Source organism: Hymenobacter convexus (genome assembly GCF_030580955.1).
Taxonomy (GTDB): domain Bacteria; phylum Bacteroidota; class Bacteroidia; order Cytophagales; family Hymenobacteraceae; genus Hymenobacter.
On sequence record NZ_JAUQON010000002.1, the window covers coordinates 589,364 to 613,446 of the forward strand.

Sequence of the window (24,083 nt, forward strand, 5' to 3'; positions counted from 1 at the left end):
CCGGCAAGTTCAACATGCTACTGCTCCTTCCTGCAAGTCACCGAGCTTAAAACCCGTCCGGGTAAGCCGCGCCCGCCTGGCTGCCCACCGGCATAATGGCCTCCAGTTCTGCCAATTCCGCCTCGTTCAGCGTGAGTCCGGCCGCCGTCACATTGGCTTCCAGGTACTTGCGGCGCTTGGTGCCCGGAATGGCTACCACGCCCTGCGCCAGCACCCAGGCCAGAGCCAGCTGCGCGGCCGTTACGCCCCTGGCCTGCGCCAGCGTCTGCAGCTTCTCGACTAGCGCCAGGTTTTTGTGGAAGTTCTCGCCTTGGTAGCGCGGAAACCAGCGCCGCGAGTCGTTGACCTCGAAGTCGTCCGGGGTCTTGATTTCGCCCGACAAAAAGCCCCGGCCCAGCGGCGAATAGCCCACGAAGCCAATGCCCATCTCGCGCGTGGCTTGCAGCACGCCGTTTTCTTCCACGCCCCGGTCAAACAGCGAATACTCGGTTTGCAGGGCCGTGATGGGGTGCACCGCGTGCCCCCGGCGCAACTCGTCGGCCGTTACCTCGCTCAGGCCCAGAAAACGCACCTTGCCTTCTTCCACCAGCCGGCTCATGGCGCCCACGGTATCTTCCAGGGGCGTGGCGGGGTCGATGCGGTGCAGGTAGTAGAGGTCAACGTAGTCGGTGCCCAGGTTGCGCAGCGAGCGTTCAATGCTCTTGCGCACGTACGCGGGCCGGCCGTTGTAGCCGCCCGTCCAAGTTCCGGCGTCGTCTACTTCGAAGCCAAATTTGGTGGCCAGAATCACCTCCTGGCGCCGGCCGGCAATGGCCCGGCCCACCAGCCGCTCGTTCAGCATGGGGCCGTATAAGTCGGCCGTATCGAGCATGTTCACGCCCAGCTCCAGGGCGCGATGAATGGTGGCCACGCTTTCCACCTCGTCGGCCTCGCCATACACGCTCATGCCGTTCACGCCGGCCGTCATGCCCATGCAGCCCAGGCCCTCGGCCGGCACCACCAGTCCCTGGCTGCCCAGGGCCACTTGTTTGATATCGCTCATCTTGTTGGGGGTTGAATGTGAGTGTCTTTTGACCCCACAAAGCTCCGGCCCGGGCCGCGGCCCGGCGCTACACAAAACCCCGCATCTGCAACACAAAACGCGGCCTGCCCCAAAGCACACGCGCCGCCCCGCCCGAGGGCGAAGCGGCGCGCGGCCAACCACGGCGGGTAGCCCTTACTTCTTACGGCGGGCCGCTTTTTCGGCGGCCTTCTCCTTGTTCTTGATGCGCTGCTCGGCCAGCTTGGCTTTGGCTTCTTCCTTTTTCTGGCGCTCTTTTTCCATCTTGTCGCGCTTGCCGGGGTGCAAGGCATCGAAGGACCGGATTTTGGCCAGGCTGTCGGCCACCACAATTTCGCGGCGGGATGTCACGCGCCCGCTCAGCGACACATGGTCGCCCTCGCTGATTTGGGTGGTGGTGCCGTTGGTAGCCGTCACCAGCCCTGTAGTGCTGACGGTGGTGCCGTTAATCAGTTTTTTGTCGGCCGTGAGCGGGTTCGAAATGCCCAGCTCGGTGAGAATGATACGGCCTTTTTCCATGGTCAGGCCATCTTTCCGGCCCTCGCCGTTGGCCGCCAGCTTGGCCCGCGCAGGCACCGCGCCGCCGGGGCGGCGCGGGGGCAGTTTGGTTTGGGCCTGCGCCACGGTCGCCGTGAAAAATAGCAGGGTGATTAAGCTCCAGAGAATGGATGGGCGTTTCATGGAAAAATTAAAAATAGAATAAGTTAAGCCTTGGGTGAATCGTTAATACAACGCAAGTTACACCTTTTTTGGTATTCGTCTTCATCTTGCCTTAATGTACGAGTGCAAAAAGGGAAAAGATTTAGGCAGCCTTTTTTAAGCACCTTTTTGGCTGAAAGAGCTTGCCGAAACCGGGGTATTCAATTTTGGTGCCTGTTTGTTGCTGTGCGTTCGCACAGACATATAGTTATTTAGGCATTGTGCGGCCACCGCGTAGCCCTTTAACAGGTGCCCACCCGGCGCGGCCCCGGTTGCGTAGATGCCGTTGGAATTGCCGCATTCTCCCAACATAAATTGCTTCTCGGCGGCGCGCGCCGGCACCGTGCTGCAACCGCACACCCCGAATGCCCGAATAGCAGATAACTTGCTGCCCGGCTGTATATCGGCCCTCTCAATTCCCTCCGACGATGGATTACAAAGATTATTACAAGACGCTGGGCCTCGACAAAACGGCCACCGCCGAACAAATCAAGAAGGCCTACCGCAAGCTCGCCCGCCAGCATCACCCTGATGTGAACCCTAACGATAAAGGCGCGGAGCAGAAGTTCAAGGAAATCAACGAGGCCAACGAAGTCCTCAGCGACCCCGAAAAACGCAAGAAGTACGACCAGTTCGGGGCCGACTGGCAGCGCTACCAGCAGCAGCCCGGCGGCGGGGCCGGCCGCGGCGGCCAGCCCGGCGGCGGTTTCGATTGGAGCCAGTACACCCAGGGCCAGGGCGGCGGCGGCGGTGGCTTTGGCGGTGGCTTTGGCGGCGGCTTCGGCGGCGAAGGCGAAGACTTCTCCGATTTCTTCGGCTCCCTGTTCGGCAACATGGGCGGCGGGGGTGGCCGGAGCAGCCGCCCTGGCGCCGGCCAGGATTACCAAGCCGAGCTGGAACTGAGCCTGGAGGAGGCCTACCACGGCGGCCCGCGCACCATCACCGTGAACGGCAAAAACCTGCGCATCACCATTCAGCCCGGCGTGGCCGATGGCCAGACCATCCGGCTGCGCGACCAGGGCGGTCCCGGCCGCAATGGCGGGCCCAATGGCTCGCTGCTCATCTCCTTTCGCATTCGGCCCGACGCCCGTTACGCCCGCACCGGCGACGACCTCACCCAGGATGTGCCCGTGCCCCTCTACAAAGCCCTGCTCGGCGGCGAGCAAACAGTGGACACGCTCAGCGGGCCCGTCAAAATCAAGCTCAAGCCCGAAACCCAGAACGGCACCCGCCTGCGCCTGCGCGGCAAAGGCTTCCCCGTGTACCGCAAAGACGGCCAGTTTGGCGACCTGTACCTGCGCCTGAACATTGCCCTGCCCCAACACCTCACCGACCCGGAAAAAGAACTGATTCAGCAACTGGCCGCCCTCCGTCCCGAAGCCTAAACTTGTTTCGTCGCCATGGAAACGCACTTCATTACCCTCACTTTTCAGGAATGCTCGGCCCGCTACGGCCTGGCCCCGACGGCGCTGCACGAGTTTCTGCAAGCCGGCCTGCTCCGCCTGGCTCCCGCGCCCGAAACCATCATCGTTGATGAGCCCGACGACCTGTCGCGCCTCGCCCGCCTGCACCACGAGCTCGGCCTGGCCCCCGAAGCCCTCGACGTGATTCTGGCCATGCGCCAGCGGCTGGTGCGCCTGCAGGCGCTATTAGCCGACGAAACCGCGCGCGTCCGTCAGCTCGAAAATTTCCTGCGCGGTGCAGGGCCGTTGGAGGATTTCGGTTAATCATTCGGCTGCGCTCAGCATGACGCGCCTTTTCTGGCTTCTCGCTTATGCTACCGCCAGCGCCAGCAGCAGCCCGGCCAGCGTAGCGCCCAGCTTGGGCCAGTTGAGCCGGTGCTCGGGGCTGGTTTCGAAAAGAATGGTGGTGGACACGTGCAGGAAATTGCCAGCCACCAGCCCCAACAGCGCCGCATACAGCCCCGTGCTAAGCAGCTTGCTCAACACCACGTAGTTGCTGAACAGGATGCCCACCGGCGATGCCAGCGCGAAAATCAGCAGCCCCGCCCACACCCGCCGGAAGCTGCCCAGCCGCAGCCGCAGCAGCGTGGCCAGCGCAAAGGCCGCCGGCATGTGGTGCAGCGCCACGCCCACCACAATGGCGTAGAAGTTCCGGCTGATGTCGCCCACCGCCGGCGCCTTCACCAGAATGCTGCCTTCCAGGAACGAGTGCACCACCAGTGCCCCCAGCAGCAAAAACGGCACCCGGGCCGGCGCATCGTGCCCGTGGGCAGCCTCGTGGTGCACGTGCCCGTGCTCCACACCCTGCGACAGCACCTCCAGCAACAGCTGCCCGAAAAAGCCCGCCAGCACCCAATAGCCCACCCGCTCCGAATGCTCCGGCAGCAGCTGCAGCGCCTCCGGCAGAATGTGCGTGACCGTGAGCGTAAACAGATAAGCGCCGCTAAACGCCAGCAGCGGCTTCAGCCACCGGCCGCCCTGCGCCACCGGCACCCACGCCGCCGCCGCGCCCGCGCCCAGCACCGTGAGCAGCAGCAAGAAAATAGCAAACCCCATAACGCAAAGAATGAGGAATGAGGAATGAAGAACGAAGAAGGAAAAGCCGACGACACAAGCATCAAGGCCTCCTTCTTCGTTCTTCATTCCTCATCCTAGAATGACGCAAAGCGGCAGCTTCGCGACCGCCAGCCGGCGGGCAAAGCTGCCACCCAGTCGATAGATAACAGAACTAAGCCGCGTTGGTTAGCGCTGAATTGCGTGGCCGTTTTCGGCCGTATCTGCCTGGCTCGATTTGCCGGCGTCGTCCATTTTACCGCGCTTAATCATGCCTTCCTCCGCATTGGCCGACGTGGCCGACTCCGGCGTCACGCGGGTAGTGGCCGAAGCCGGGCTCTGGTTCGCGGCCTTGGCAGCCTCAATCAGCGGAGAGTGGTCGTTTTCGATGGAGCCGTTGGGCACCGAGTGGTCGAAGTTTTCGTCGTCGCGGGTGCCGGGGGCCACCACGTCGGTCGATACTTTCTCGTCGGGGCGCCAGTCGGAGGGCTCGCTGCTGCAGGAAGTCAGGGCCAAAGTAGCGGCCGAAACAGCCAGCAACAGAGTGGAAGTCAATTTCATCGAAGTAAAATTAGCGGAGGTTAAAATTTAGACGGTGGCCGCGCCGGCTTCGGCGGGCAGCAGGTTTTTGCGGCGCAGCAAGGCCTCAAACAGCTTGCGGTCGTTGTCGGCGTTGAAGATTTTGAAAGGCAAATGTAAAAACACTGGCACATCAAATGTGCGCGCCAGCCACAGGCGCCACGCGGCCAGCCCGGTCGGCGGGGTGCCGGGCTTCAGGTACAGCAGGTAGGCGTCGGGGTCGCGGCGGGCGCGGTCAATCATGTCCCAGGTCAGCTGCATGGCCTTGCCTTCCTTCTCGGGGCCTACGCGCAGGAGCAGCTGCTTGTTATCCATTTCAAACGCCATGCGCTCAAACAACGGCTTGCTCTGCTCCATCTGGGTGATGCCCGTCACCTGCGCCGAGCGGAACAGCACAAACAGAATGGTGAGCACCATGGCCAGCGCAATCCACCACCACGAGGGCAGGAAAATGGCCGGCAGCAGGCCCAGCACAAACGGAATCAGGGCGTACGGCCAGTCTTTTTTCCACACTTCGCCCATCACCATTTTGGTGTAGGCATCGGTGGTGAGCTGCGATTTTTTGGTGCGAATGGCCAGCGGCGATGCCTGCTGGGCCTGGCGGAAACCGCCGCCTCCGCCCCGTTGGTTGGGTTGGTTCATCTTTAGAAGTAATTGAAACGCCGAAACGTCATGCAGAGCGCAGCGAAGCATCTCGCGTGCATTACTAATTCAGTCAATTAAGTTAAGTCACGGCCACAAGCGAGATGCTTCGCTGCGCTCTGCATGACGTTCTTTTTAATATGCTTTGAGGCTCAAGTCCAGGCTCTTAACCGAGTGCGTGAGGGCACCCACCGAGATGTAGTCCACGCCGGTCTGGGCCACTTCGCCAATGGTTTGCTCGGTGATGCCGCCGCTGGCTTCGGTGGGGTAGCGGCCGGCCACCAGGGCCACGGCTTCGCGCAGCTGGTCGGGCTTCATGTTGTCGAGCATGATGCGCGTGATGCCGCCGGCATCCAGCGCTTGCTGCACTTCTTCCAAGGAGCGGGTTTCGATTTCGATGGGCAACTGCCGGCCGGTTTGGGCCAGGTAGGCGTGCGTGGCCGCAATGGCCTGGGCAATGCCGCCGGCGTAGTCCACGTGGTTATCCTTCAGAATAATCATGTCGAACAGCCCGTAGCGGTGGTTCACGCCGCCGCCGATGAGCACCGCCCACTTCTCGCACAGCCGGAAGTTGGGCGTGGTTTTGCGTGTGTCGAGCAGCTTGGCGCTGGTGCCGGCAATCAGGTTGTTGAGGTGCGCCGTGTAGGTGGCAATGCCGCTCATGCGCTGCATGCAGTTGAGCACCAGCCGCTCGGCCGTGAGGATGCTGCGCGCCGGGCCCTCCACTGTGAAAGCAATGTCGCCGTGTTTCACCAGGGCGCCGTCGGCCAGCAGCGGCGTCAATTGTAGGGCCGGGTCCACTTCCTTGAAAATCAGCGGAGCCAGCGCCATGCCCGCCAGCAGGCCTTCGCCCTTCACCAGCAGGTGGGCGCGGTTGCGGGCATCGGCCGGAATGGAGGCCAGGGCCGAATGGTCGCCGTCGCCCACATCCTCGGCCAGGGCCGTGCGGATGAAGGTGGTAATGGCTTCAGGAGTTAGATACGGGGCGGGAGGGGTTTGCACGGTGCAAAGGTACGGCCCTTGCAGCGGCCGGGAAAACCGGACGTACTACTTATAGCAGCGGAAGACGCCACCAGAACGTCATGTCGGGCGCGGCCGAGACATCTCGCGTGCAGTAGTAATCCAATCGAATGAATTAGTGGTAGCACGCGAGATGTCCCGGCTGCGCTCGACATGACGTTTTTTTGCTCAAACGACTCGGCGCAGGCCCACGAAAAAGCCCCGGCCTAATCAGGTCGGGGCTTGCATTCATTCTTTTGTAAATTCCAGCGTGTCAATCAACGGAGCGCCACGGGTAGGCTTTAGCTTGACGAAAACCCGGTAGGCGCCGCCGCGGCCCGTGTAGCGGCCAATGGCGTATTGAATGCCCTCGCCGCTCTGCCCCTGGTGGATAAACTCGAACGTACTGGGTGCGTTTTTGGCGAAGATGTCCTTCATCACAATCTCGGCCTGGGTCGAGTTGTAGCTCTGCCGGTCACCGTCAAAACCAATTTCTACGGTCGGGGCAAAGTACTGGGAAAGTTCGCGCGAAGAGCCGTTTCGTAGCGCCGACCGCACCGCCCCGAGAATATCGGTTTGCGCGTGAGCCGCGCCAGCCACCAACAGGAAGAGCCATCCTAAAAATAGCGTCCTAACAAAATAGCGTTTCATTATAAAGGTAATAAGTGCGTCATACGCGACTGATTGGAGCGAAAATGGTGCCAAGAAGTGAAACGGGCTGCAAACTAATGCGAAAAAGCGCGTCCGTAAACTTAACGGGAAGAAAAACAAGGCCAAGCAAATGCGAAGGTAGATAATTCTAACCCATAGGCGGGTCGGCCGTATCTTCGCGGCATGAATAAGCAGGTTTTGTTGGTGATTCTGGATGGGTGGGGCATTGCCCCGAATACGGCCGTATCGGCCGTTGATGCGGCTAATACGCCGTTCTACCACGAGCTGTTGCAGCGGTTTCCGCATAGCACCTTGCAGGCGTCGGGCGAGGCTGTGGGCCTGCCCGAAGGCCAGATGGGCAACTCCGAAGTGGGCCACATGAACATCGGGGCCGGCCGCGTGGTCGACCAGGAGCTGGTGCGCATCGGCAAGTCCATCCGGGAGCGCAAGCTGGGCCAGATGCCCGCCTTGGTGAAGGCGTTTGAGTACGCCACGGCCAACGACAAGCCGCTGCATCTCATTGGCTTGCTGAGCGATGGCGGCGTGCATTCGCACATCGACCACGTGAAAGCCCTCTGCACCATTGCCCACGAGGCCGGGGTGCGGCGCGTGTTTGTGCACGCCTTCACCGACGGGCGCGACACCGACCCCAAGTCGGGCGTGCGCTTCATCAACGACCTGGAGCAGCACAACGAGCGCAACGGCGCCAAAATCGCTTCGGTGGTGGGCCGCTACTACGCCATGGACCGCGACCGCCGCTGGGAACGGGTGAAGGTGGCCTACGACCTGCTGGTGAATGGCGTGGGCACGCCCTCGCAAAACCTCATCCAGAGCATACAGGAGCAGTATAAGGAAGGCGTGACGGACGAATTTCTGAAGCCCATCGTGAAGACGGGTGCCGACGGCCAGCCGCTGGCTACCATTCAGGAAGGCGATGTGGTGCTGTGCTTCAACTTCCGCACCGACCGCGGCCGCGAAATCACGGAAGTGCTGACGCAACAGGACATGAACGCCTTCCAGATGCACCGCCTGAACCTGCACTACCTCACCCTCACCAACTACGACGACACGTTTGTGGGCGTAACGCCCATTTTTGAGAAGGATAATCTAAATAATACACTGGGCGAAGTGCTGGCCGCACACGGCAAGAAGCAGATTCGCATTGCCGAAACCGAAAAATACCCGCACGTTACCTTCTTCTTTTCAGGCGGCCGGGAGAATGAGTTTGCGGGCGAAACACGTATCCTGCGGCCCTCGCCCAAAGTGGCTACCTACGACCTGCAGCCCGAAATGAGCGCCGCCGACCTGCGCGATGCCCTGATTCCGGAGCTAAAAGCGAAATCGGCTGATTTTGTGGTCCTCAACTTTGCCAATCCCGACATGGTGGGCCACACGGGCGTGTTCGAGGCCGTAGTGAAGGCCGTGGAAACCACCGACGCCTGCGCCCGCGCCGTAGTGGAAACCGCCCTGGCGGCCGGCTACGCCAGCATCATCATCGCCGACCACGGCAACGCCGAGTACATGCGCAATGCCGACGGCTCGCCCAACACGGCCCATACTACAAACCTGGTGCCCTGCATCTTAGTCGATAATGACTACCACGGCGCCCTGGCCGATGGCAAGCTGGGCGACCTGGCGCCTACCATTCTGGAGCTGATGGGGGTGCCCAAACCGCTGGAGATGACGGGCCAGAGCATTCTCCGTCCAGCTACACCGAATGCGTAAGCGAGGTATTGCGCTGGCGGCTGGGGTGGCAGTGTTGAGCGGGCTCACAGCCTGTGGCGATGCCGGTCCAAGCGCGCCCGCCGCGCGCCGGCCCCTGTATTTTGATGTGAAAGGCTTGCTGGATAAGCAGATTGCACAACTGGCCCAGCGCCAGGCGGCCGTGACCAAACGCGTGAGCCTGCGCAACCAGCCCACCGAAATTGTGCGGGTACCGGCCGCTAAATGGGCCGATGAACTGCAGATTTTCTTCCAGGCCGATATCAATAAAGCGGCCCTGCGTGGGGCTTACAATATCGATTCGGTGGCGCTGCCAGGCGGACTGCTACGCCGCACCTACACCCGACTGCCGGGCCAGCCCAATGCGCCGGTGGCCCGCCTCACCGTGGTGCAGCAAAACGGCGCGCCGGTGGACATTGCCGCGACCATCAACCAAGACAACCCGTTATTTTCGGCTCAGAAGCAGTTGCAAATGCAGCTAAGCGGCGGGCAGCTGCGCGCGTACAGAGTGGAGGGAACTCAGAAGTTGATACTGTTTGACACGCTGCGCTACAGCGCGGCGGGGCGGGTGGAATAAAACCGCGGGAGTTATTGCTTACTCGTAGGCCCCCAAACTGGTCTGGTTTCGGTTGAGACGCGGCAGGTTCAGCAAGTCAATGCCAGGCACTGAAATGTTCGTAGTGTACGGCGTGCGCCGCTTGGCGGGCGAGGTGTCCTGCAACCGATAATCGGGGCGGCTGCTGGTGAGCGTGGTGCGTTTGAAGAGAGGGTCCGTTTCCGTCACTAGGTTGGCCAGGGTAGGGGCACCGAGGCCGGGCTTATTAGTAGCGTTGGTAGCCGCCTGAAAGTCCTTGGTGCGTAGCAACGTGTTGCGAATGTTGATGGTGTAGTTCGGGTCGGCGTTGTTGATGAGCTCCAGCTCGTTTTCGTAGTTGCCCCACACAATGCTGTTGGTCAGATTGATGACCAGAGGAAACTTCACGGGATTACCGGCCGCATCGCTCAACTCATTGGAGAAGGAAACCGACGACGTTTGGCGCTGGAACGAGGGCGTGTAATTGGCAATGGTGCAGAAGTTCAGGTTGAACGTGCCGCCGAAGCCGCGCACAGCGTACTCGCCGCAGTTGGTGAGCAGGCAGTTGGTGGCATTGATGGTGCTGCGCACGCCGATGATGCCGCCGGGCGGCAGGCCGGTGCCCACGTAGTTGGGGTTGGAGCCGGAAATGTTGCGGAAAATCACGTTCTCCAGCCGCAAATCGATGGGCGCGGAGTTCGCATCGGTGTTGAGCAGGGAGACCCCAAAGTTGGCATTCTTAATTTCCGTGTAGCGGATGTCGTTGTTGCGGCTAGTAGAGGTGAAAAAGATGCCGCCCCACTGCCCGGCAATGTCGTTATAGAACGGCTCCAGCCGGTCGCCTTGGAAGCGCACGGTGGCGCGTTTGGCGGCCGTGGTATCTCCAGGCACCAGGTTAATGGTGGCGTTGATTTTCAGGGCGCCAGCTACCTGAATGGTAGCCCCGGCGTGGCAGTAGATTTTAGCGCCTGGCTCAACCTGGAGCGTGGCCCCTTGCCCGACGTACACCCCCACATCAGCCTTCACTGACGGCACGTAAGAGTTGATAATAACGTGCGGCTTGTCATTCCGCCAGACATAGGTGGTGCCACTGCTCAAGTTGAGTTCGCCACTATGGAAGTAGGCATTCTGGCCGTAAGCCACCAGCTTCACGTTCTGTTCGTTGCCGTTGGTGCGGAAATTCACCTGGTCTTCCAGCAGGAAGGGTTTGGTAGTGCTGTTGTCGCCGAGCACGGCGCGCACCAGCACCAGTAGGCTGTCGTTGCCCCGAATGGTGACGCCGCTGGCGGAGCTGCCGGCATCACCGTTGATAATCAGTGAATAAGTAGTGCCCTGCTTACCGGCCAGGCTCACATCGGTTTTTACCGCGCCGCTGTTGCGGTTGTACACCCACAGCCGTTTCGTCACCGTTCGGATGGTAGTAAATACTGTGTCGAACTTCACCGAGTCGCGGTCAAATTCCAGCTTGCCAGTAGTTTGCACCAAATCTTCCTTCGGCTCGCAGCCCGACAGGAACGTGAGGCAGCAGCTAAGAACGATGAACAGCGGGAAGAGGTAGCGCATAGGGGTAGGCGCACGGATAGGCGGCGCGGCAAACAAACGATAAAGACCGGAAAAGAATTGCGGCGCCAGAAAAAGGGCCGGCAACTGCCGGCCCTTCTTTAAGCTTACTTGGTGACGCCTTCCTGCAGGCGCTCAGCGCTTTCGGCCAGGCGGAGCTGCTCCACGAAGTCATCTACGTTGCCTTCCATCACGCTGGCCAGGTTATATACCGTGTAGCCGATGCGGTGGTCGGTGACACGGCCCTGCGGGTAGTTGTAGGTGCGGATTTTGTCCGAACGGTCGCCGCCGCCAATCATGGTTTTGCGCACCAGGCCGTCGGCTTCGTTCTTTTTGGCCAGTTCCATGTCGTACACGCGGGAGCGGAGCACGGCCAGGGCCTTGTCGAAGTTTTTGAGCTGCGATTTCTGGTCCTGGCACTGGGCCACGAGGCCGGTGGGCAAGTGGGTGAGGCGCACGGCCGAGTACGTCGTGTTCACCGACTGGCCGCCGGGGCCACTGGAGCAGAAGTAGTCCTTGCGGATGTCGCTCATGTTCAGCTCCACGTCGAATTCTTCCACTTCCGGAATCACCACGATGGACGCCACGCTGGTGTGAATGCGGCCCTGGGTTTCGGTGGCCGGCACGCGTTGCACGCGGTGCACGCCGCTTTCAAACTTGAGCTTGCCGTACACGTCCTCGCCGCGCACGGCCACGATGATTTCCTTGTAGCCGCCGGCAGTGCCTTCCATGGCATCCATGAGCTCCATTTTCCAGCCCTGCTTTTCGGCGAAGCGCATGTACATGCGCTGCAGGTCGCCGGCAAAAATGGCGGCTTCGTCGCCACCCGCGCCGGCCCGGATTTCCATGATGACGTCCTTGGAATCGTTCGGGTCCTTGGGCAGCAGCAGGTCTTTGATGACTTCTTCGAGGCGCTCCTGCTCGGGCATCAGCTCGTCGAGCTCGGCCTTGGCCATTTCGCGGAAGTCCTGGTCTTTCTCGGTGGCAATGACTTCGCGGGCATTCTCGATGTTGCTGAGCACCTGCTGGTAGTTGCGGTACTGCGCCACAATCTTGCCCAGCTCCTTATATTCCTTGTTCAGGGACTTGTAGCGCTTCAGGTCCGACATCACGTCGGGCTGCATCAGCTCGTCGTTGACGTTTTCGTAGCGCTGGTTAATAGCTTCTAGTTTATCGAGCATCGGTGTTCGGGAATTAGTCAGTAGTTTGCAAAGATACTGAATCTAAACACCGCTATGTAGGCGAGGGGTTCATTCAGAATCATAACCCAACCGCCGCCCGCCGGCCGGAGTTTGATTATGCAGGTACTGAAGTTTGGCGGCACGTCCGTGGCCTCGGCCGAAAACATCCAAAAATCCCTGGCCATCGTGGCCCAAGCTGCTGAAAAAGGGCCCGTCGTGATGGTTGTATCAGCCCTTGGCGGCACCACCGATGCGTTGATTAATGCAGGTAAAGCTGCGGCAAAAGGAGATGCTTCCTATCGCGAAACGCTAAAACAACTTGCTGAGCGTCATCGCATGACGTTACAGGAGCTAGAGCCCGCCAGCGAATTTATGGCCGAGATTCATCAGGCTGAACTCGCTATGCAATTCAACGAAGCAACTACTCTATGCAATGGGGTTTTTGCGCTTGGTGAATTGTCGAACCGCACGCTGGATAAACTCATGAGCTACGGTGAGTTAGCATCGTCGCTAATAGTAGCTACAGTTGCCGGGCATCACGACGTTGAATCTGTTTGGGTTGACGCCAGGAAGTTGATTCGTACCAATTCACGCTTTGGCTTTGCCGAAGTAGACATGGCCACAACCCAAAAAAAGACGGCCATATTTAAGGAGAACCACCCACAAAGGCTCTGGATAGTCCCCGGCTTCATCGCCGCCGACGCCCACGGCGCTACCACCACGCTGGGCCGCGGCGGCTCCGACTACACCGCCGCCCTGCTGGCCGCCGCGCTGGATGCCGAAAAACTGGAAATCTGGACCGACGTGAGCGGCATGATGACGGCCGACCCGCGCCTCGTGCGCAGCGCCCGGCCCATTGCCCGCATCAGCTACCAGGAAGCCATGGAACTGTCGCACTTCGGGGCCAAGGTGCTCTATCCGCCCACTATTCAGCCGGTGATGCAGCGCGGCATCCCGCTCTGGATAAAAAACACCTTCGCCCCCAACGACTACGGCACGCTGGTGGAAGTGGAGCCGCCGCGCGCCGCCACCGTAGTGCAGGGCATCTCCAGCATCGGCAACCTCACGCTGCTGAACCTGGAAGGCAGCGGCATGGTGGGCATCCCCGGCTTCTCGAAGCGGCTATTTGCGGCCCTGGCCCGCGAGCGCATCAACGTCATTCTCATCACGCAAAGCTCCTCCGAGCATTCCATTTGCGTGGGCGTGAATGCGCAGGACGCCGCGCCCGCCCAGGTGGCGGTGGATGAGGAGTTTGCCACCGAAATTGCCGCCGGCCGCATCGAGCCGCTACGGCCCGAAAAGGACTTGGCCATTGTGGCGCTGGTGGGCGAGAACATGAAGGACCACCCCGGCATCAGCGGCAAGCTGTTTGGCGCGCTGGGGCAGAACGGGGTGAACATCCGGGCCATCGCGCAGGGTGCGTCGGAGAAGAACATCTCGACGGTGATTCGGGCGGCGGATGTGCGCAAGGCCATCAACGTGCTGCACGAGGCCTTTTTCGAGGCCACCAAGAAGCAGGTGAACCTGTTCATCCTCGGGCCGGGCAACGTGGGCAGCAAGCTGCTGGAGCAACTGGCGCGGCAGCAACCGCACCTCTTGGAAAAGCTGGGTTTGCAGGTGCGCGTGGTGGCCATTGCCAACAGCCGTCACTGCCTGGTGGACGAAAACGGCCTCGACCTGACCGCCTGGCCGGAGGAGCTGGCCCAGGCGCCGAAGCAGACGTTGGAGGAATTCACCCAGCTCATTATCAGCCGGAACCTGCGCAACTCCATCTTCGTGGACGTGACGGCCAACCCGGCCGCGGCGGGCATCTACGCCGACTTGCTGGCCAAGAGCGTGGCCATTGTGGCTTGCAACAAGGTGGCGGCCTCGTCGGATTACGCACACTACGCCCGGCTCAAAAGCTTATCAAAAGAATTCAACGCCAGCTACTTATTTGAGACGAACGTAGGCGCGGCCCTGCCCATCATCGGCACGCTGAATGACCTCACGCGCAGCGGCGACGTGGTGCGGCGTATGGAGGCGGTACTTTCCGGCACGCTCAACTTTGTGTTCAACAACTACGACGGTAGCCGGCCCTTCGCCGAGGTGGTGCGCCAGGCCCAGGCCGAAGGCTACACCGAGCCCGACCCGCGCCTCGACTTGAGCGGTTCCGACGTGGCCCGCAAAATCATCATCCTCGCCCGCGAAGCCGGTCAGGTGATGGAAATGGCAGATATTGAAATTGAAACCTTCCTGCCGCCCGCCTGCCTCGCAGGCGACGTGGAAGCCTTCTACATCCAGATGGCGGCGCATGAAGCCCACTTCAAGGCGCTATACGACGCAGCCACGACGGCCGGCAAACGCCTGAAATTCGTGGCCCGCTACGCCGACGGCCGCGCCGCTGTGGGCCTGCAGCAGGTAGCACCCGGCCACGACCTCTACGACCTGCGGGGCAAGGATAACGTGGTGCTTTTCAACACCGACCGCTACGTGGACCAACCGCTGGTGGTAAAGGGCGCCGGCGCGGGCGCAGAGGTGACGGCTTCGGGCGTGTTTGCCGATATCATCCGTGCAGCAAGGTTGTAGCGCGGACTTTGTAGTCCGCGAACACACCGTTTTGAAAGTTTAACTATCGTTCTGACTCGCGGACTAAAAGTCCGCGCTACTATGCTCAATTCCGTTCTCGTTCACTCCCCCGCCACACTTTCCAACCTCGGCTGCGGCTTCGATGTATTCGGCCTCGCCCTGACCGCGCCCTACGACACTGTGCGCGTCACGCGCAGCGCTAAGCCGGGCGTCCGCATTCAGCACCTCGACTCTTACAACCTGCCCACCGACCCGCTGCAAAACGTGGCCGGCGTGGCTTTGCTGGCGATGTTAAAGGACGTGCCCGAAGCCATTGGCTTCGACGTAGAAATCACGAAAGGCATTATGCCGGGCAGTGGGGTAGGCAGCAGTGCCGCCAGCGCCGCCGGCGCGGTGGTGGCCGCCAACGCTGTATTGGGCAACCGCTTCAGCAAAATGCAGTTAGTCGATTTTGCGATGGAAGGGGAGGCCGTGGCCTCCGGCACGCGCCACGCCGACAATATCGCGCCGGCCATTTTCGGCGGCTTCACGGTGGTGCGGGCCTTGCAGCCGGCCATCGACATTGTGGCGCTGCCGGCCCCGCCGCTGTGGGTGGCCGTGGTGCACCCCCAAATTGAGGTAAAAACCAGCGACTCGCGCAAGGTGCTGCCGACTTCCGTGCCGCTGGGCCTGGCCGTGCGTCAGTGGGCCAACGTGGCCGGGCTGGTGGCTGGGTTTATGACGGCTGACTATGAGCTGATTGGCCGCTCGCTTGACGACTACATTGTGGAGCCGGCGCGGCTGCCACTCATCCCTGGCTTGGCCAAGGCGCGCAAGCGGGCGCTGGCGGCCGGGGCCATTGGGGGCGGTATTTCGGGTTCGGGCCCATCTATTTTTATGCTGAACCGCGACGAGGTAACGGCACAGGTCGTGGGAGCGGCGTTGGGCAGCGTATTTGCCGAGTTGGGCATTGAGTTCAACGTGTACGTGGGGCCGGTAGGGACGCAGGGAGCGTATGTGGTTTCGGAGGAAATATGAACCTCTTCGCGCTATTGTTTTTGGGCGTGAGGGCTACGCTGTTGCCCCAGACTCAAAAGCCTCATTTGCTGCCTGATGCCAATGTTCGAAAGCAGCAAGCTGCGACGAGCATCAAAAAGTATTTGGGCAGTGCCAGGGGCCCAACTGGGGAAGTGCTTTACCATGTGATGACACATTTCTATACTGTGCAGGCCGCCGCTGTATTGCATGGGCATAGCCGCATCCTGTTTTTTGATAGGAGCTGGAAGCAGTTGGCTTACTGCGAAGTTGACATGCCTGATGAACTGCCGGATAAGCTGAAAAAGAACAGTTTGTGCTTCAAGCATGCCGGTGCAAATAATCAACAGCTGGAATACCAAGCGCTAATTGGTTCGGCGTTGCCGAAGCTGCTTTGCACGGGGACTAATTGCTACACGATTTATAAAAAATGAAATACTACAGCCTTCGCCACCAGTCGCCGCTGGTTGATTTTCGCACGGCCACCGTCACCGGGCAGGCGCCGGATGGCGGCCTCTATTTTCCTGAAACCATTCCCAAATTCTTGCCCGGCTTCCGGCGCGAGCTGCGCACGCTGAGCAAGGCCACCGTAGCTCTGAACGTGATGCAGCCCTACGTGGGCAGCGCCATTCCCGCCGCCGACCTGCACCGCATCTGCGCCGAAGCGGTGGACTTCGAGTTTCCGCTGGTGCCGGTGGCGGCGGGCGTGTCGGCGCTGGAGCTTTTTCACGGACCGACCTTGGCGTTTAAGGACGTGGGGGCGCGGTTTATGAGCCGCTGCCTGGGTTACTTCGCCCAGCGCGGCGACACGCCGCCCGTGACCGTGCTGGTGGCTACATCAGGCGACACGGGCGGGGCCGTGGCCAGCGGCTTTCTGGGCGTGCCGGGCGTGGAAGTGGTCATTCTCTACCCTTCCGGCAAAGTGAGCCCCGTGCAGGAGCAGCAGCTCACCACCCTGGGCCAGAACATCACGGCGCTGGAAGTGCAGGGCACTTTCGACGACTGCCAGGCGCTGGTGAAACAGGCGTTTCAGGACCCGGAGCTGGCGAAGAAACGCTTCCTTACTTCCGCCAACAGCATCAATGTGGCGCGGTGGCTGCCGCAGCAGCTCTACTACTGCTTCACCATGCAGCAGTGGCCGGAGGGCGCGGCGGCGCCGGTGGTGTCGGTGCCGAGCGGCAACTTTGGCAACATCTGCGCCGGGCTGCTGGCGCGGGCATCGGGGCTGGCGCTGGGGCATTTCATCGCGGCCTGCAACGCCAACGAGCCCGTGCCGGCCTACCTACGCACGGGTACCTTCACGCCCCGGCCGGCGGTGCCTACTTTTTCCAACGCCATGGACGTGGGCAACCCCAGCAACTTCGTCCGCATTCTGGAGCTGTTCGACAACGACCTCGCCAAAATGCGCGCTGCCCTCGGCGCCGACACGGTGAGCGACGCGGATACCGTGGCCGCCATCCGCCAAGTGTGGCAGGCGCACCGCTACCTGCTCGACCCGCACGGCGCGGTGGCTTACACGGCGCTGCGCCGCTACCAGGCCCAGCACCCGGAGGTGGCCGGGATAATTCTGGCCACGGCCCATCCCGTAAAATTCCCTGATGTGGTAGAGCCCGTGCTGGGCCGGGCCATTGAGCTGCCGGCCGTGGTGCAGGCCCTGCAGGGCCGCGCCAAACGAAGTGTGCCCGTCTCGATTGATTACGAGGACTTGAAAGCCTACCTGATGTAATCAATCGTGCGACTGGTTTGGGCCTTTGACGCGACGATTCAGACCTTTGCCGGAAATAAATCTTAATGCCTGCGCTCGTGAAAAATCTGCTGTGTAGAATTACTTTGTTGGCTTCGGTAGCCGGCTTTGCGGCCTGCCGGCCCGACCAGGTGGAGCACCTCAAGGATAGCAAGCGCATTGGCATTGAAGCCGATAACTGGGAGGTGAAGCGCATCATGCCCAAGGACTTGCTGAAGGCCACCCGCTGGGCCGGCGATTCCCTCACCGCCACCGCCGATACGCTGCTGCGCCGCACCCTGGCCCGCGAGCTGGCGGCCGGGGGCGTGGCCCGGGCTTTGAGCTTTTGCAAACCCGAAACCTACCGCGCCGTCGATTCGCTGGCCGGGGTGCTCAAGGCCACCGCCCGGCGCCTGAGCGAGCGCCCGCGCAATCCCGCCAACAAAGGCCCGCTGCTGGCCGAACAAATGCAGCCCGATACGCTGCGCACCATTCAGCGGCTGTCGCAGGAAGTGTTTTTCTACCAGCGGCCCATCGTGCTGAATAACCAGCTGTGCCTGCGCTGCCACGGCGAGGCCGGGAAGGACATTTCGGCCGCCGATTATGCCCTCATCAAGCAGAAATTCCCGCAGGACCAGGCCACCGGCTACCGCCTGGGCCAGGCGATGGGCGCCTGGCAGCTCAGCCTGCAACGCCCCGGCGTGGCCGAATTCTGGACCATGAAAACCCGTAAGAAGTGGAAGGAGCACAAGCTGCCCAAGCTGTTCTGAAACAGGGTGATTTTTGAGAAGCAATTAAAACGTCATGCTGAGCGCAGTCGAAGCATCTCTACCGCGTAAGTAATCCCAATCGTCAGGAATAGTATTGCGGTAGAGATGCTTCGACTGCGCTCAGCATGACGTTCTCTTTTCAGCTTGCCGACATCTTCTGACGCTTCTGAGCAACCCTGGGCCCACTCGGCGCCGTTAGGTATGCACCACCTACCCGACGGGATTTTCATGAACGCACCTACTAAACCCATCATCATCATCGGCGCGGGCATGGCCGGGCTGGCTTGCGCCACTTGGCTGCAGCGCGCCGGCCGGCCCGTGCTCGTGCTCGAAGCCGCCGACGCCGTGGGCGGCCGCGTGCGCACCGACGTCACGCCCGACGGCTTCCGGCTCGACCGCGGCTTTCAGGTGCTGCAAACCAACTACCCCGAGGCCCGGCGCCTGTTCGACTACGGCGCCCTGAACCTAAAAGCCTTCCGCTCCGGCGCCGTCATCCAGCTGGCTGACGGTCGCGAAACCACGTTGGAAAACCCCTTGCAGCGGCCGCTGGCGGCGTTTTCGGCGCTCAGCTCGCCCATCGGTACGCTGCCCGATAAGCTGCGCATCCTCAGCTTGGTGCGCCACGTGCTGAAATACAAACCGGAAGAATTGCTGGCCCGCCCCGCCACCGACACGCTCAGCTTTTTGCAGCGCTACGGCTGGAGCGCGCAGATGATAGATTCGTTCTTCAAGCCGTTTTTCGGCGGTGTTTTCCTGGATAGGGAGCTGACCACGGCCAGCAACTTTTTTGAGTTCGTCTTCCAGCAATTCGTGACGGGCGATGCCGCCATTCCCGCCCTCGGTATCCAGCAGTTGCCCGAGCAGTTGGCGGCCCGCCTGCCCGCCGGCACGGTGCAACTCAATTCGCCCGTGGCGGCCATTGTCGATGGCTCGCAGGTGCGGCTTACGACGGGCAAAGTATTCGAGGCCAGCGCCGTGGTGCTGGCCACCGACGGCCTGACGACCCTGCGCCTGCTGGCCGGCCGCAGCGGCAACCCCGACGACTCGCCCAGCACCGAAGCCGGCCGTTTCCCCACGGCAGCGCGCATCACCACCTGCACTTACTTCGCCACGCCCGGCGGCCACTCGCCCGGCCGCAACGACAAGCTCCTGCGCCTCAACGCCGCCCCTGGCGCGCTGGCCCACAACGTGGCCTTCCCGGCCGACGTAAGCGGCGCCTACGCCCCGGCCGGCCGCTCGCTCATCTCCGTGAGCACCCACGGCGAGCGCAGCCTGACCGAAGCCGAACTCACGGCCGGCGTGCGCGAGGAACTGGCCGCCTGGTTTGGCCCGGCGGCGCGGGAGTGGGAGCACCTGCGTAGCTACCGTATCGCGGCGGCTTTGCCGGTGTATCTGGCTGGCCAGCCCGTGGAGCAGCCCCTCAAGCTGGCCGATGGCCTGTACCGCTGCGGCGACTGGGCCGCCTACCCGTCGCTCAATGCGGCGCTGGCCACCGGCCGCGAGGTGGCGGAGATGATAATAAAGAATTGACAGGGAGTTTCTCTAAAAAGAAGCTTAACAAAAAGGGCTGCTTCCGATTCGGAAGCAGCCCTTTTTCATGGGTAGTGTAATAGCGCGTTACACCTGTGGGTTGGCCGGAGCTAGGGCGTCGTAGCCAAGGCTCTCGGCGGGCTCTTGTATGGGCAGGTGCACGTCATCGGCATCGTGCACGCGCAGCGTAAGCAGGCCCGAAATAATCATGGAAACGCCGCCCAGAATGAGAGTGTAGATGGGCTGGTCATGGAAGACGTGCTTGGTGAGCGGGCCCAGAATGAGGCCGGCCGCGCCCTGTGGAATCACGATGAAAAAGTTGAACACACCCATGTAGTAACCCATTTTGTTGGCCGGCAGCGCGCCGGCCAGCATGGCGTAGGGCACGCTCAGGATGCTGGCCCAGGCAATGCCCACGCCCACCATCGAGAGCAAAATATAGTGGTAATCCTGAATGAAGTAGATGGAAATCAGTCCCAGCCCGCCGCACACCAGCGCCAGCATGTGGGTGAAGCGGCGGCTGGTGGCCTTGGCTACCAGCGGCAGCAGCAGCGCCACCACGGCCGATAAACCATTATACACCGAGAAACAGACACCCACCCAGTCGCCGCCCTGGTTGTAGAGCGCCGACGAAGTATCGGTGGTGTGAAAGACGTGGCTGGTGACGGCCTGCGTGGTATAAATCCACATCGAGAAGAGCGCAAACCACGAGAAAAACTGCACCCACGCCAACTGCTGCATAGTTTTGGGCATGTGAAAAATGCCGGCGAACGACTCGCGGAAGCCGTTGGCAAAGCCGGCGGTGCGCGCTTTCTCCGCTTCAAACTCGGCCAGGTCGGCCGGCGGGTATTCCTTGGTGCGCAGCACTGTCCAGAGCACGGCCAGGAAAAACACGAGGCCGCCCACGTAGAACGAGTACTTCAACGACAGCGAGATGTGGCCGGGCTCGGGCGTATTCGATACGCCAAACCAGTTGGCGAACATCCACGGCAGCGACGACCCCACGATGGCGCCCACGCCGATGAAAAACGTCTGGGCCCCGAAGCCCGTGGTGCGCTGCTGCGAGGGCAGCAAGTCGCCCACCAGCGCCCGGAAGGGCTCCATGGAAATGTTGATGCTCGAATCGAGAATCCAGAGCATGCCGGCGGCCATCCACAAGGCCGTCACGTTGGGCATCACCACCAGCGCCAGCGAGGCCAGTAGCGCGCCGATAAAGAAAAACGGCCGCCGCCGGCCAAACCGGGGATGCCACGTACGGTCGGATAAGTAGCCGATGACGGGCTGTACCAGCAGGCCGGTGATGGGCGCTGCCAGCCACAGGAAGGCAATTTCATCGGTTTTGGCCCCCATGGTCTCAAAAATCCGACTCATGTTGCTGTTTTGCAGCGCGAAGCCGAACTGAATGCCCAGGAAGCCGAAGCTCATGTTCCAGATTTGCCAGAAGCTGAGGCGGGGCTTGGCGCTGGTGTTAGTAGTGGGTGCGGCGGTGGGAGCGGCCATGAAGAAGGGGAGAAGAGTGAAGGCTGCAGCGCACCCGAAACCGGGGCACCACAGCCTTCAAATTTAGGGATTTACGCCGCACAGCGCAAACGTTAGCGCGGCTTTATCTCGAAAATGTAGGCCGACAGCGGAGCCAGCGTCAGGCTGAGGCCGTTGCGGGGCTCGTCGGTGTCGAGCAGGTCGGTGTAGGTGTAGAATTTGGTGGGGCTCAGGCCCATGGCCTTCATGGCCTCGGCCGGAATGGTGATGGTGGGCCGGTAGGTTTTGTCGGCCGAGAAATTGACTACTACCAGCACCTGCTGCTTGTCGGTGTAGCGCAGATAGGAGTAGAGGTAGCGCTGGTTGTACTCCTTGCCGAGGTTATTAGCGTCTTGCAACTCGTAGAAACGGCCTTTGCGCAGGGCCTCGTTCTGGCTGGTCACCGTTAGGAGGCGGGCGTAGAATTCGCGCAGGCTTTTCTGCTCGGGACTGAGCTTGGCACCGTCGAACTTGCCTTGGTTCAGCCACTTCTGGTGCTCGGGCACGCCCCAGTAGTCGAAGATGCTGGTGCGGCCATCTTCGCTGCTGAAGCCTTCGGCGCCGCTGCCCGGCTCGCCTACTTCCTGCCCGAAGTAGAGCATCACCGGGCCGCTGGCCAGGGTGGCCGTCACGGTCATGGCCGGCTTGGCGCGGCGCGGGTCGGTGGCAAAGTCCTTGCTGGCAATGCGTTGCTCGTCGTGGTTTTCGAGGAAGCGCAGCATGCGCGACGAGAAGCCGTTGCTCTCCTCCTTCCACACTTTGGTGATGTCGTCGGTGGTGCCTTCCTGGCGCATCAGGCGGCGCAGGCCGTCGTAGAGGCCCACTTTGTCGTAGAGGAAGTCGAATTTGCCCTTGTCGAGATAGGTTTTATACTCCTTGGCGTTGTAGGCTTCAGCAATGAAAATGATGCCGGGCTTCACCTTCTTCACCTCGGGAATCACCCAGGCCCAGAACTCGACCGGTACCATCTCGGCCATGTCGCAACGGAAACCATCCACATTTTTGCCGGCCCAGAACAGGAGGATGTCGCGCATCTTCTTCCAGGTATCGGGCACGGTTTCGAAGTGGGTTTTGCGGCCGTTCTGGTAGTCCACGCCGTAGTTCAGCTTTACCGTCTCGAACCAGTCGTTCACGCTCGGCGCTTCCGAAAAAACGTCGTTGCCGGTGGCTTTGGCGGGCATCTCCGCGTACTTGCCGTCCTCGCGCGGGCCTTTCAAAGGGCCGAGCGGGTTGTAGTTGGCGGGCACCACGAAGCTCTTGCCGGGCAGGTAGTAGAAGTTGTTGTTGGCCGCGAAGGCCTTGGTTTTATCATCCGTCGCACCCAAATCAACCACGCCCGCCGGCTTGGCGTCCGACTTGTAGGAGCGGGCCACGTGGTTCGGGATGAAGTCCATCAGCACTTTCAGGCCGTGGTCGTGGGTGCGCTTGATGAGGGCCTCGTACTCGGGCATGCGGTTTTTTACCACCACGGCCAGGTCCGGGGCCACGTCGTAGTAGTCCTTGATGGCGTAGGGCGAGCCGGCGCGGCCCTTCACTACGTCGGCATCATCGGCCGGAATGCCCGACGCGGTGTAGTCCGTCATGGTGGCGTGCTCAATCACGCCGGTGTACCATACGTGGCTCACGCCCAGCTTCTTGATTTCGTCAAGGGCCTTGTCGGTGATGTCGTTGAATTTACCGCAGCCGTTCTCGGTGATGGTGCCATAGGGCTTGTTCAGGGCCACTTTGTTGCCGAACAGGCGCGTCATCACCTGGTAGATGACGAGCTTATTATCCTGAGGCACCTCCGCAGTGGTGTTGGGGTCTTGGGCGGCGGGGCGTTTTTTGTCCACGGGCGGGTTAGGCAAAGCGAATGCAGCCAGGGTGAGGAGGCTGCCAGCCAGCAACAGTTGTTTCATGATGCGGCAAGTTAGTCAATTGGTAAATGAGCAATTGAGTAAATGAGTAGAGTGTTGGCGGGACAGGCGTGCGCTAAGTGCTTATCAGGCCCATTACTCACTTACTCATTTACCATTTTACCACTCCTGCGTGAGCGGGTGCAGCATCAACTCGTCCACCACCACGTGGGCAGGGGCTTCGAGCACGTAGCGCACGGCCTGGGCCACGTCGGCGGGGCGGAGGTGGGTTTTCTCGGCCTCGGGGCTGCCGGGCGTGGTGTCGTTGAAGTAGGTGTCGACCAGGCCGGGGTAGATGGTGCTCACCTTCACGCCGTGCGGGCGCACTTCCTTGCGCAGGCTGGCCAGCACGGCGTCCTGGGCAAATTTGCTGGCGCCGTAGGCCGTGCCGTGGGCGAAGGTACGCTTGGCCACATCGGAGGTAATGCCCACGATGTGGCCGCGCTTATGAGCCTTAAAATGCGGCACGGCAGCCTTACAGAGCAGGAAGGTACCCTTCACGTTGGTATCGAAAATCCGGTCCCACTCGGCGGCTTCGAATTGCTCCAACTCATTAAAGGAGCCCACGCCGGCGTTGCAGATGAGGATGTCGAGGCGGCCGAAGTGGCGCAGAGTTTCCTGCACCACGTACTGGGCGTCCTCTTCAATGGCAATATCGGCCACGATGCACAAGCCCCGCGTTTTCTGGGTAAGCTCTTCCAACTCGGCTTCATTGCGGGCCACGGCTACCACTTTGGCGCCTTGCAGGGCCAGCAGCAGCGCAATGGCTTTGCCGATGCCGCGGCTCGCGCCGGATACGATGGCTACTTGGTCGGTGAGGTCAGTCATGGGGGCAGGAGTTAGCCGAAGAAACAGGAAATTGCCGCCCGGGCGGCTTATGCC

22 protein-coding genes are annotated in these 24,083 nt (G+C 61.3%); 10 read left to right on the top strand and 12 right to left on the bottom strand.

Going from position 1 to position 24,083, the window contains the following annotated elements; genetic code table 11:
* Positions 1–46: 46 nt before the first annotated feature.
* Together Q4S41_RS05860 and Q4S41_RS05865 are read right to left on the bottom strand one after the other, a co-directional pair.
* On the bottom strand, positions 47–1,042 hold the full coding sequence (locus Q4S41_RS05860) for an aldo/keto reductase (protein WP_305030167.1): 996 nt from the start codon (positions 1,040–1,042) through the stop codon (positions 47–49).
* A gap of 174 nt (positions 1,043–1,216) precedes the next feature.
* A complete protein-coding gene (locus Q4S41_RS05865) occupies positions 1,217–1,741 on the bottom strand; it encodes a DUF6799 domain-containing protein (protein ID WP_305030168.1) in 525 nt (174 codons plus the stop codon).
* 446 nt (positions 1,742–2,187) lie between these two features.
* On the opposite strand from Q4S41_RS05865, the gene Q4S41_RS05870 reads away from it, so the two are divergent.
* Both Q4S41_RS05870 and Q4S41_RS05875 read left to right on the top strand, forming a co-directional pair.
* Positions 2,188–3,144: a J domain-containing protein gene (locus Q4S41_RS05870; protein ID WP_305030169.1), complete on the top strand. Its 957-nt coding sequence runs from the start codon at positions 2,188–2,190 to the stop codon at positions 3,142–3,144.
* 15 nt (positions 3,145–3,159) lie between these two features.
* Positions 3,160–3,486, top strand: a complete 327-nt coding sequence (locus tag Q4S41_RS05875; protein WP_305030170.1) for a hypothetical protein — start codon at positions 3,160–3,162, stop codon at positions 3,484–3,486.
* A gap of 45 nt (positions 3,487–3,531) precedes the next feature.
* Here Q4S41_RS05875 and Q4S41_RS05880 read toward each other — a convergent pair whose 3' ends face one another.
* The 5 genes from Q4S41_RS05880 to Q4S41_RS05900 form a co-directional block, all read right to left on the bottom strand.
* Positions 3,532–4,278 carry a ZIP family metal transporter gene (locus Q4S41_RS05880; protein ID WP_305030171.1) on the bottom strand — a complete coding sequence of 249 codons (747 nt, stop codon included), beginning with the start codon at positions 4,276–4,278 and terminating at the stop codon, positions 3,532–3,534.
* Positions 4,279–4,464: 186 nt separating this feature from the next.
* Positions 4,465–4,836 carry a hypothetical protein gene (locus Q4S41_RS05885; RefSeq protein WP_305030172.1) on the bottom strand — a complete coding sequence of 124 codons (372 nt, stop codon included), beginning with the start codon at positions 4,834–4,836 and terminating at the stop codon, positions 4,465–4,467.
* A 27-nt stretch (positions 4,837–4,863) separates the two neighbouring features.
* Entirely contained in the window at positions 4,864–5,496 is a 633-nt protein-coding gene (locus tag Q4S41_RS05890) for a hypothetical protein (protein WP_305030173.1), read from the bottom strand.
* A 135-nt stretch (positions 5,497–5,631) separates the two neighbouring features.
* Positions 5,632–6,498: a carboxylating nicotinate-nucleotide diphosphorylase gene (nadC, locus tag Q4S41_RS05895; protein ID WP_305030174.1), complete on the bottom strand. Its 867-nt coding sequence runs from the start codon at positions 6,496–6,498 to the stop codon at positions 5,632–5,634.
* Between the two features lie 246 nt (positions 6,499–6,744).
* Entirely contained in the window at positions 6,745–7,146 is a 402-nt protein-coding gene (locus Q4S41_RS05900) for a DUF4783 domain-containing protein (RefSeq protein WP_305013803.1), read from the bottom strand.
* A gap of 183 nt (positions 7,147–7,329) precedes the next feature.
* Between Q4S41_RS05900 and gpmI the strand changes: the two genes are divergently transcribed.
* A complete protein-coding gene (gene gpmI, locus Q4S41_RS05905) occupies positions 7,330–8,871 on the top strand; it encodes a 2,3-bisphosphoglycerate-independent phosphoglycerate mutase (RefSeq protein ID WP_305030175.1) in 1,542 nt (513 codons plus the stop codon).
* Positions 8,864–9,445, top strand: coding sequence for a hypothetical protein (locus Q4S41_RS05910; protein ID WP_305030176.1), 582 nt, complete (start codon positions 8,864–8,866; stop codon positions 9,443–9,445). Before gpmI ends, Q4S41_RS05910 begins: the two co-directional genes overlap by 8 nt.
* Before the next feature lie 18 nt (positions 9,446–9,463).
* Here the strand turns inward: Q4S41_RS05910 and Q4S41_RS05915 are convergent, their stop codons facing one another.
* Positions 9,464–11,005 carry a hypothetical protein gene (locus Q4S41_RS05915; RefSeq protein WP_305030177.1) on the bottom strand — a complete coding sequence of 514 codons (1,542 nt, stop codon included), beginning with the start codon at positions 11,003–11,005 and terminating at the stop codon, positions 9,464–9,466.
* 104 nt (positions 11,006–11,109) lie between these two features.
* Positions 11,110–12,183 (bottom strand): peptide chain release factor 1, encoded by a 1,074-nt coding sequence (gene prfA, locus Q4S41_RS05920; protein ID WP_305030178.1) that lies wholly within the window; start codon positions 12,181–12,183, stop codon positions 11,110–11,112.
* Positions 12,184–12,300: 117 nt separating this feature from the next.
* Here prfA and thrA point away from each other — a divergent pair, with 117 nt between their 5' ends.
* From thrA to Q4S41_RS05950, 6 genes are all read left to right on the top strand, one after another.
* Positions 12,301–14,751: a bifunctional aspartate kinase/homoserine dehydrogenase I gene (gene thrA / locus Q4S41_RS05925; protein WP_305030179.1), complete on the top strand. Its 2,451-nt coding sequence runs from the start codon at positions 12,301–12,303 to the stop codon at positions 14,749–14,751.
* Between the two features lie 81 nt (positions 14,752–14,832).
* Complete coding sequence (locus tag Q4S41_RS05930) at positions 14,833–15,768, top strand: homoserine kinase (RefSeq protein ID WP_305030180.1); 936 nt, start codon at positions 14,833–14,835, stop codon at positions 15,766–15,768.
* On the top strand, positions 15,765–16,199 hold the full coding sequence (locus Q4S41_RS05935) for a hypothetical protein (RefSeq protein ID WP_305030181.1): 435 nt from the start codon (positions 15,765–15,767) through the stop codon (positions 16,197–16,199). The genes Q4S41_RS05930 and Q4S41_RS05935 overlap by 4 nt, the downstream gene beginning before the upstream one ends.
* Positions 16,196–17,491 carry a threonine synthase gene (thrC, locus tag Q4S41_RS05940; protein ID WP_305030182.1) on the top strand — a complete coding sequence of 432 codons (1,296 nt, stop codon included), beginning with the start codon at positions 16,196–16,198 and terminating at the stop codon, positions 17,489–17,491. The genes Q4S41_RS05935 and thrC overlap by 4 nt, the downstream gene beginning before the upstream one ends.
* Before the next feature lie 77 nt (positions 17,492–17,568).
* A complete protein-coding gene (locus tag Q4S41_RS05945) occupies positions 17,569–18,258 on the top strand; it encodes a c-type heme family protein (RefSeq protein WP_305030183.1) in 690 nt (229 codons plus the stop codon).
* A 228-nt stretch (positions 18,259–18,486) separates the two neighbouring features.
* Positions 18,487–19,788, top strand: coding sequence for a protoporphyrinogen/coproporphyrinogen oxidase (locus Q4S41_RS05950; protein ID WP_305030184.1), 1,302 nt, complete (start codon positions 18,487–18,489; stop codon positions 19,786–19,788).
* A gap of 87 nt (positions 19,789–19,875) precedes the next feature.
* Here Q4S41_RS05950 and Q4S41_RS05955 read toward each other — a convergent pair whose 3' ends face one another.
* The 3 genes from Q4S41_RS05955 to Q4S41_RS05965 all read right to left on the bottom strand — a co-directional run bounded on the left by Q4S41_RS05955 (position 19,876) and on the right by Q4S41_RS05965 (position 24,029).
* On the bottom strand, positions 19,876–21,288 hold the full coding sequence (locus tag Q4S41_RS05955) for an MFS transporter (protein ID WP_305030185.1): 1,413 nt from the start codon (positions 21,286–21,288) through the stop codon (positions 19,876–19,878).
* A gap of 92 nt (positions 21,289–21,380) precedes the next feature.
* Positions 21,381–23,204, bottom strand: coding sequence for an alpha-amylase family glycosyl hydrolase (locus Q4S41_RS05960; protein ID WP_305030186.1), 1,824 nt, complete (start codon positions 23,202–23,204; stop codon positions 21,381–21,383).
* 117 nt (positions 23,205–23,321) lie between these two features.
* The gene (locus Q4S41_RS05965; RefSeq protein ID WP_305030187.1) at positions 23,322–24,029 is read right to left on the bottom strand and encodes an SDR family oxidoreductase; all 708 of its coding nucleotides are present in this window, start codon (positions 24,027–24,029) and stop codon (positions 23,322–23,324) included.
* Positions 24,030–24,083: the final 54 nt, after the last annotated feature.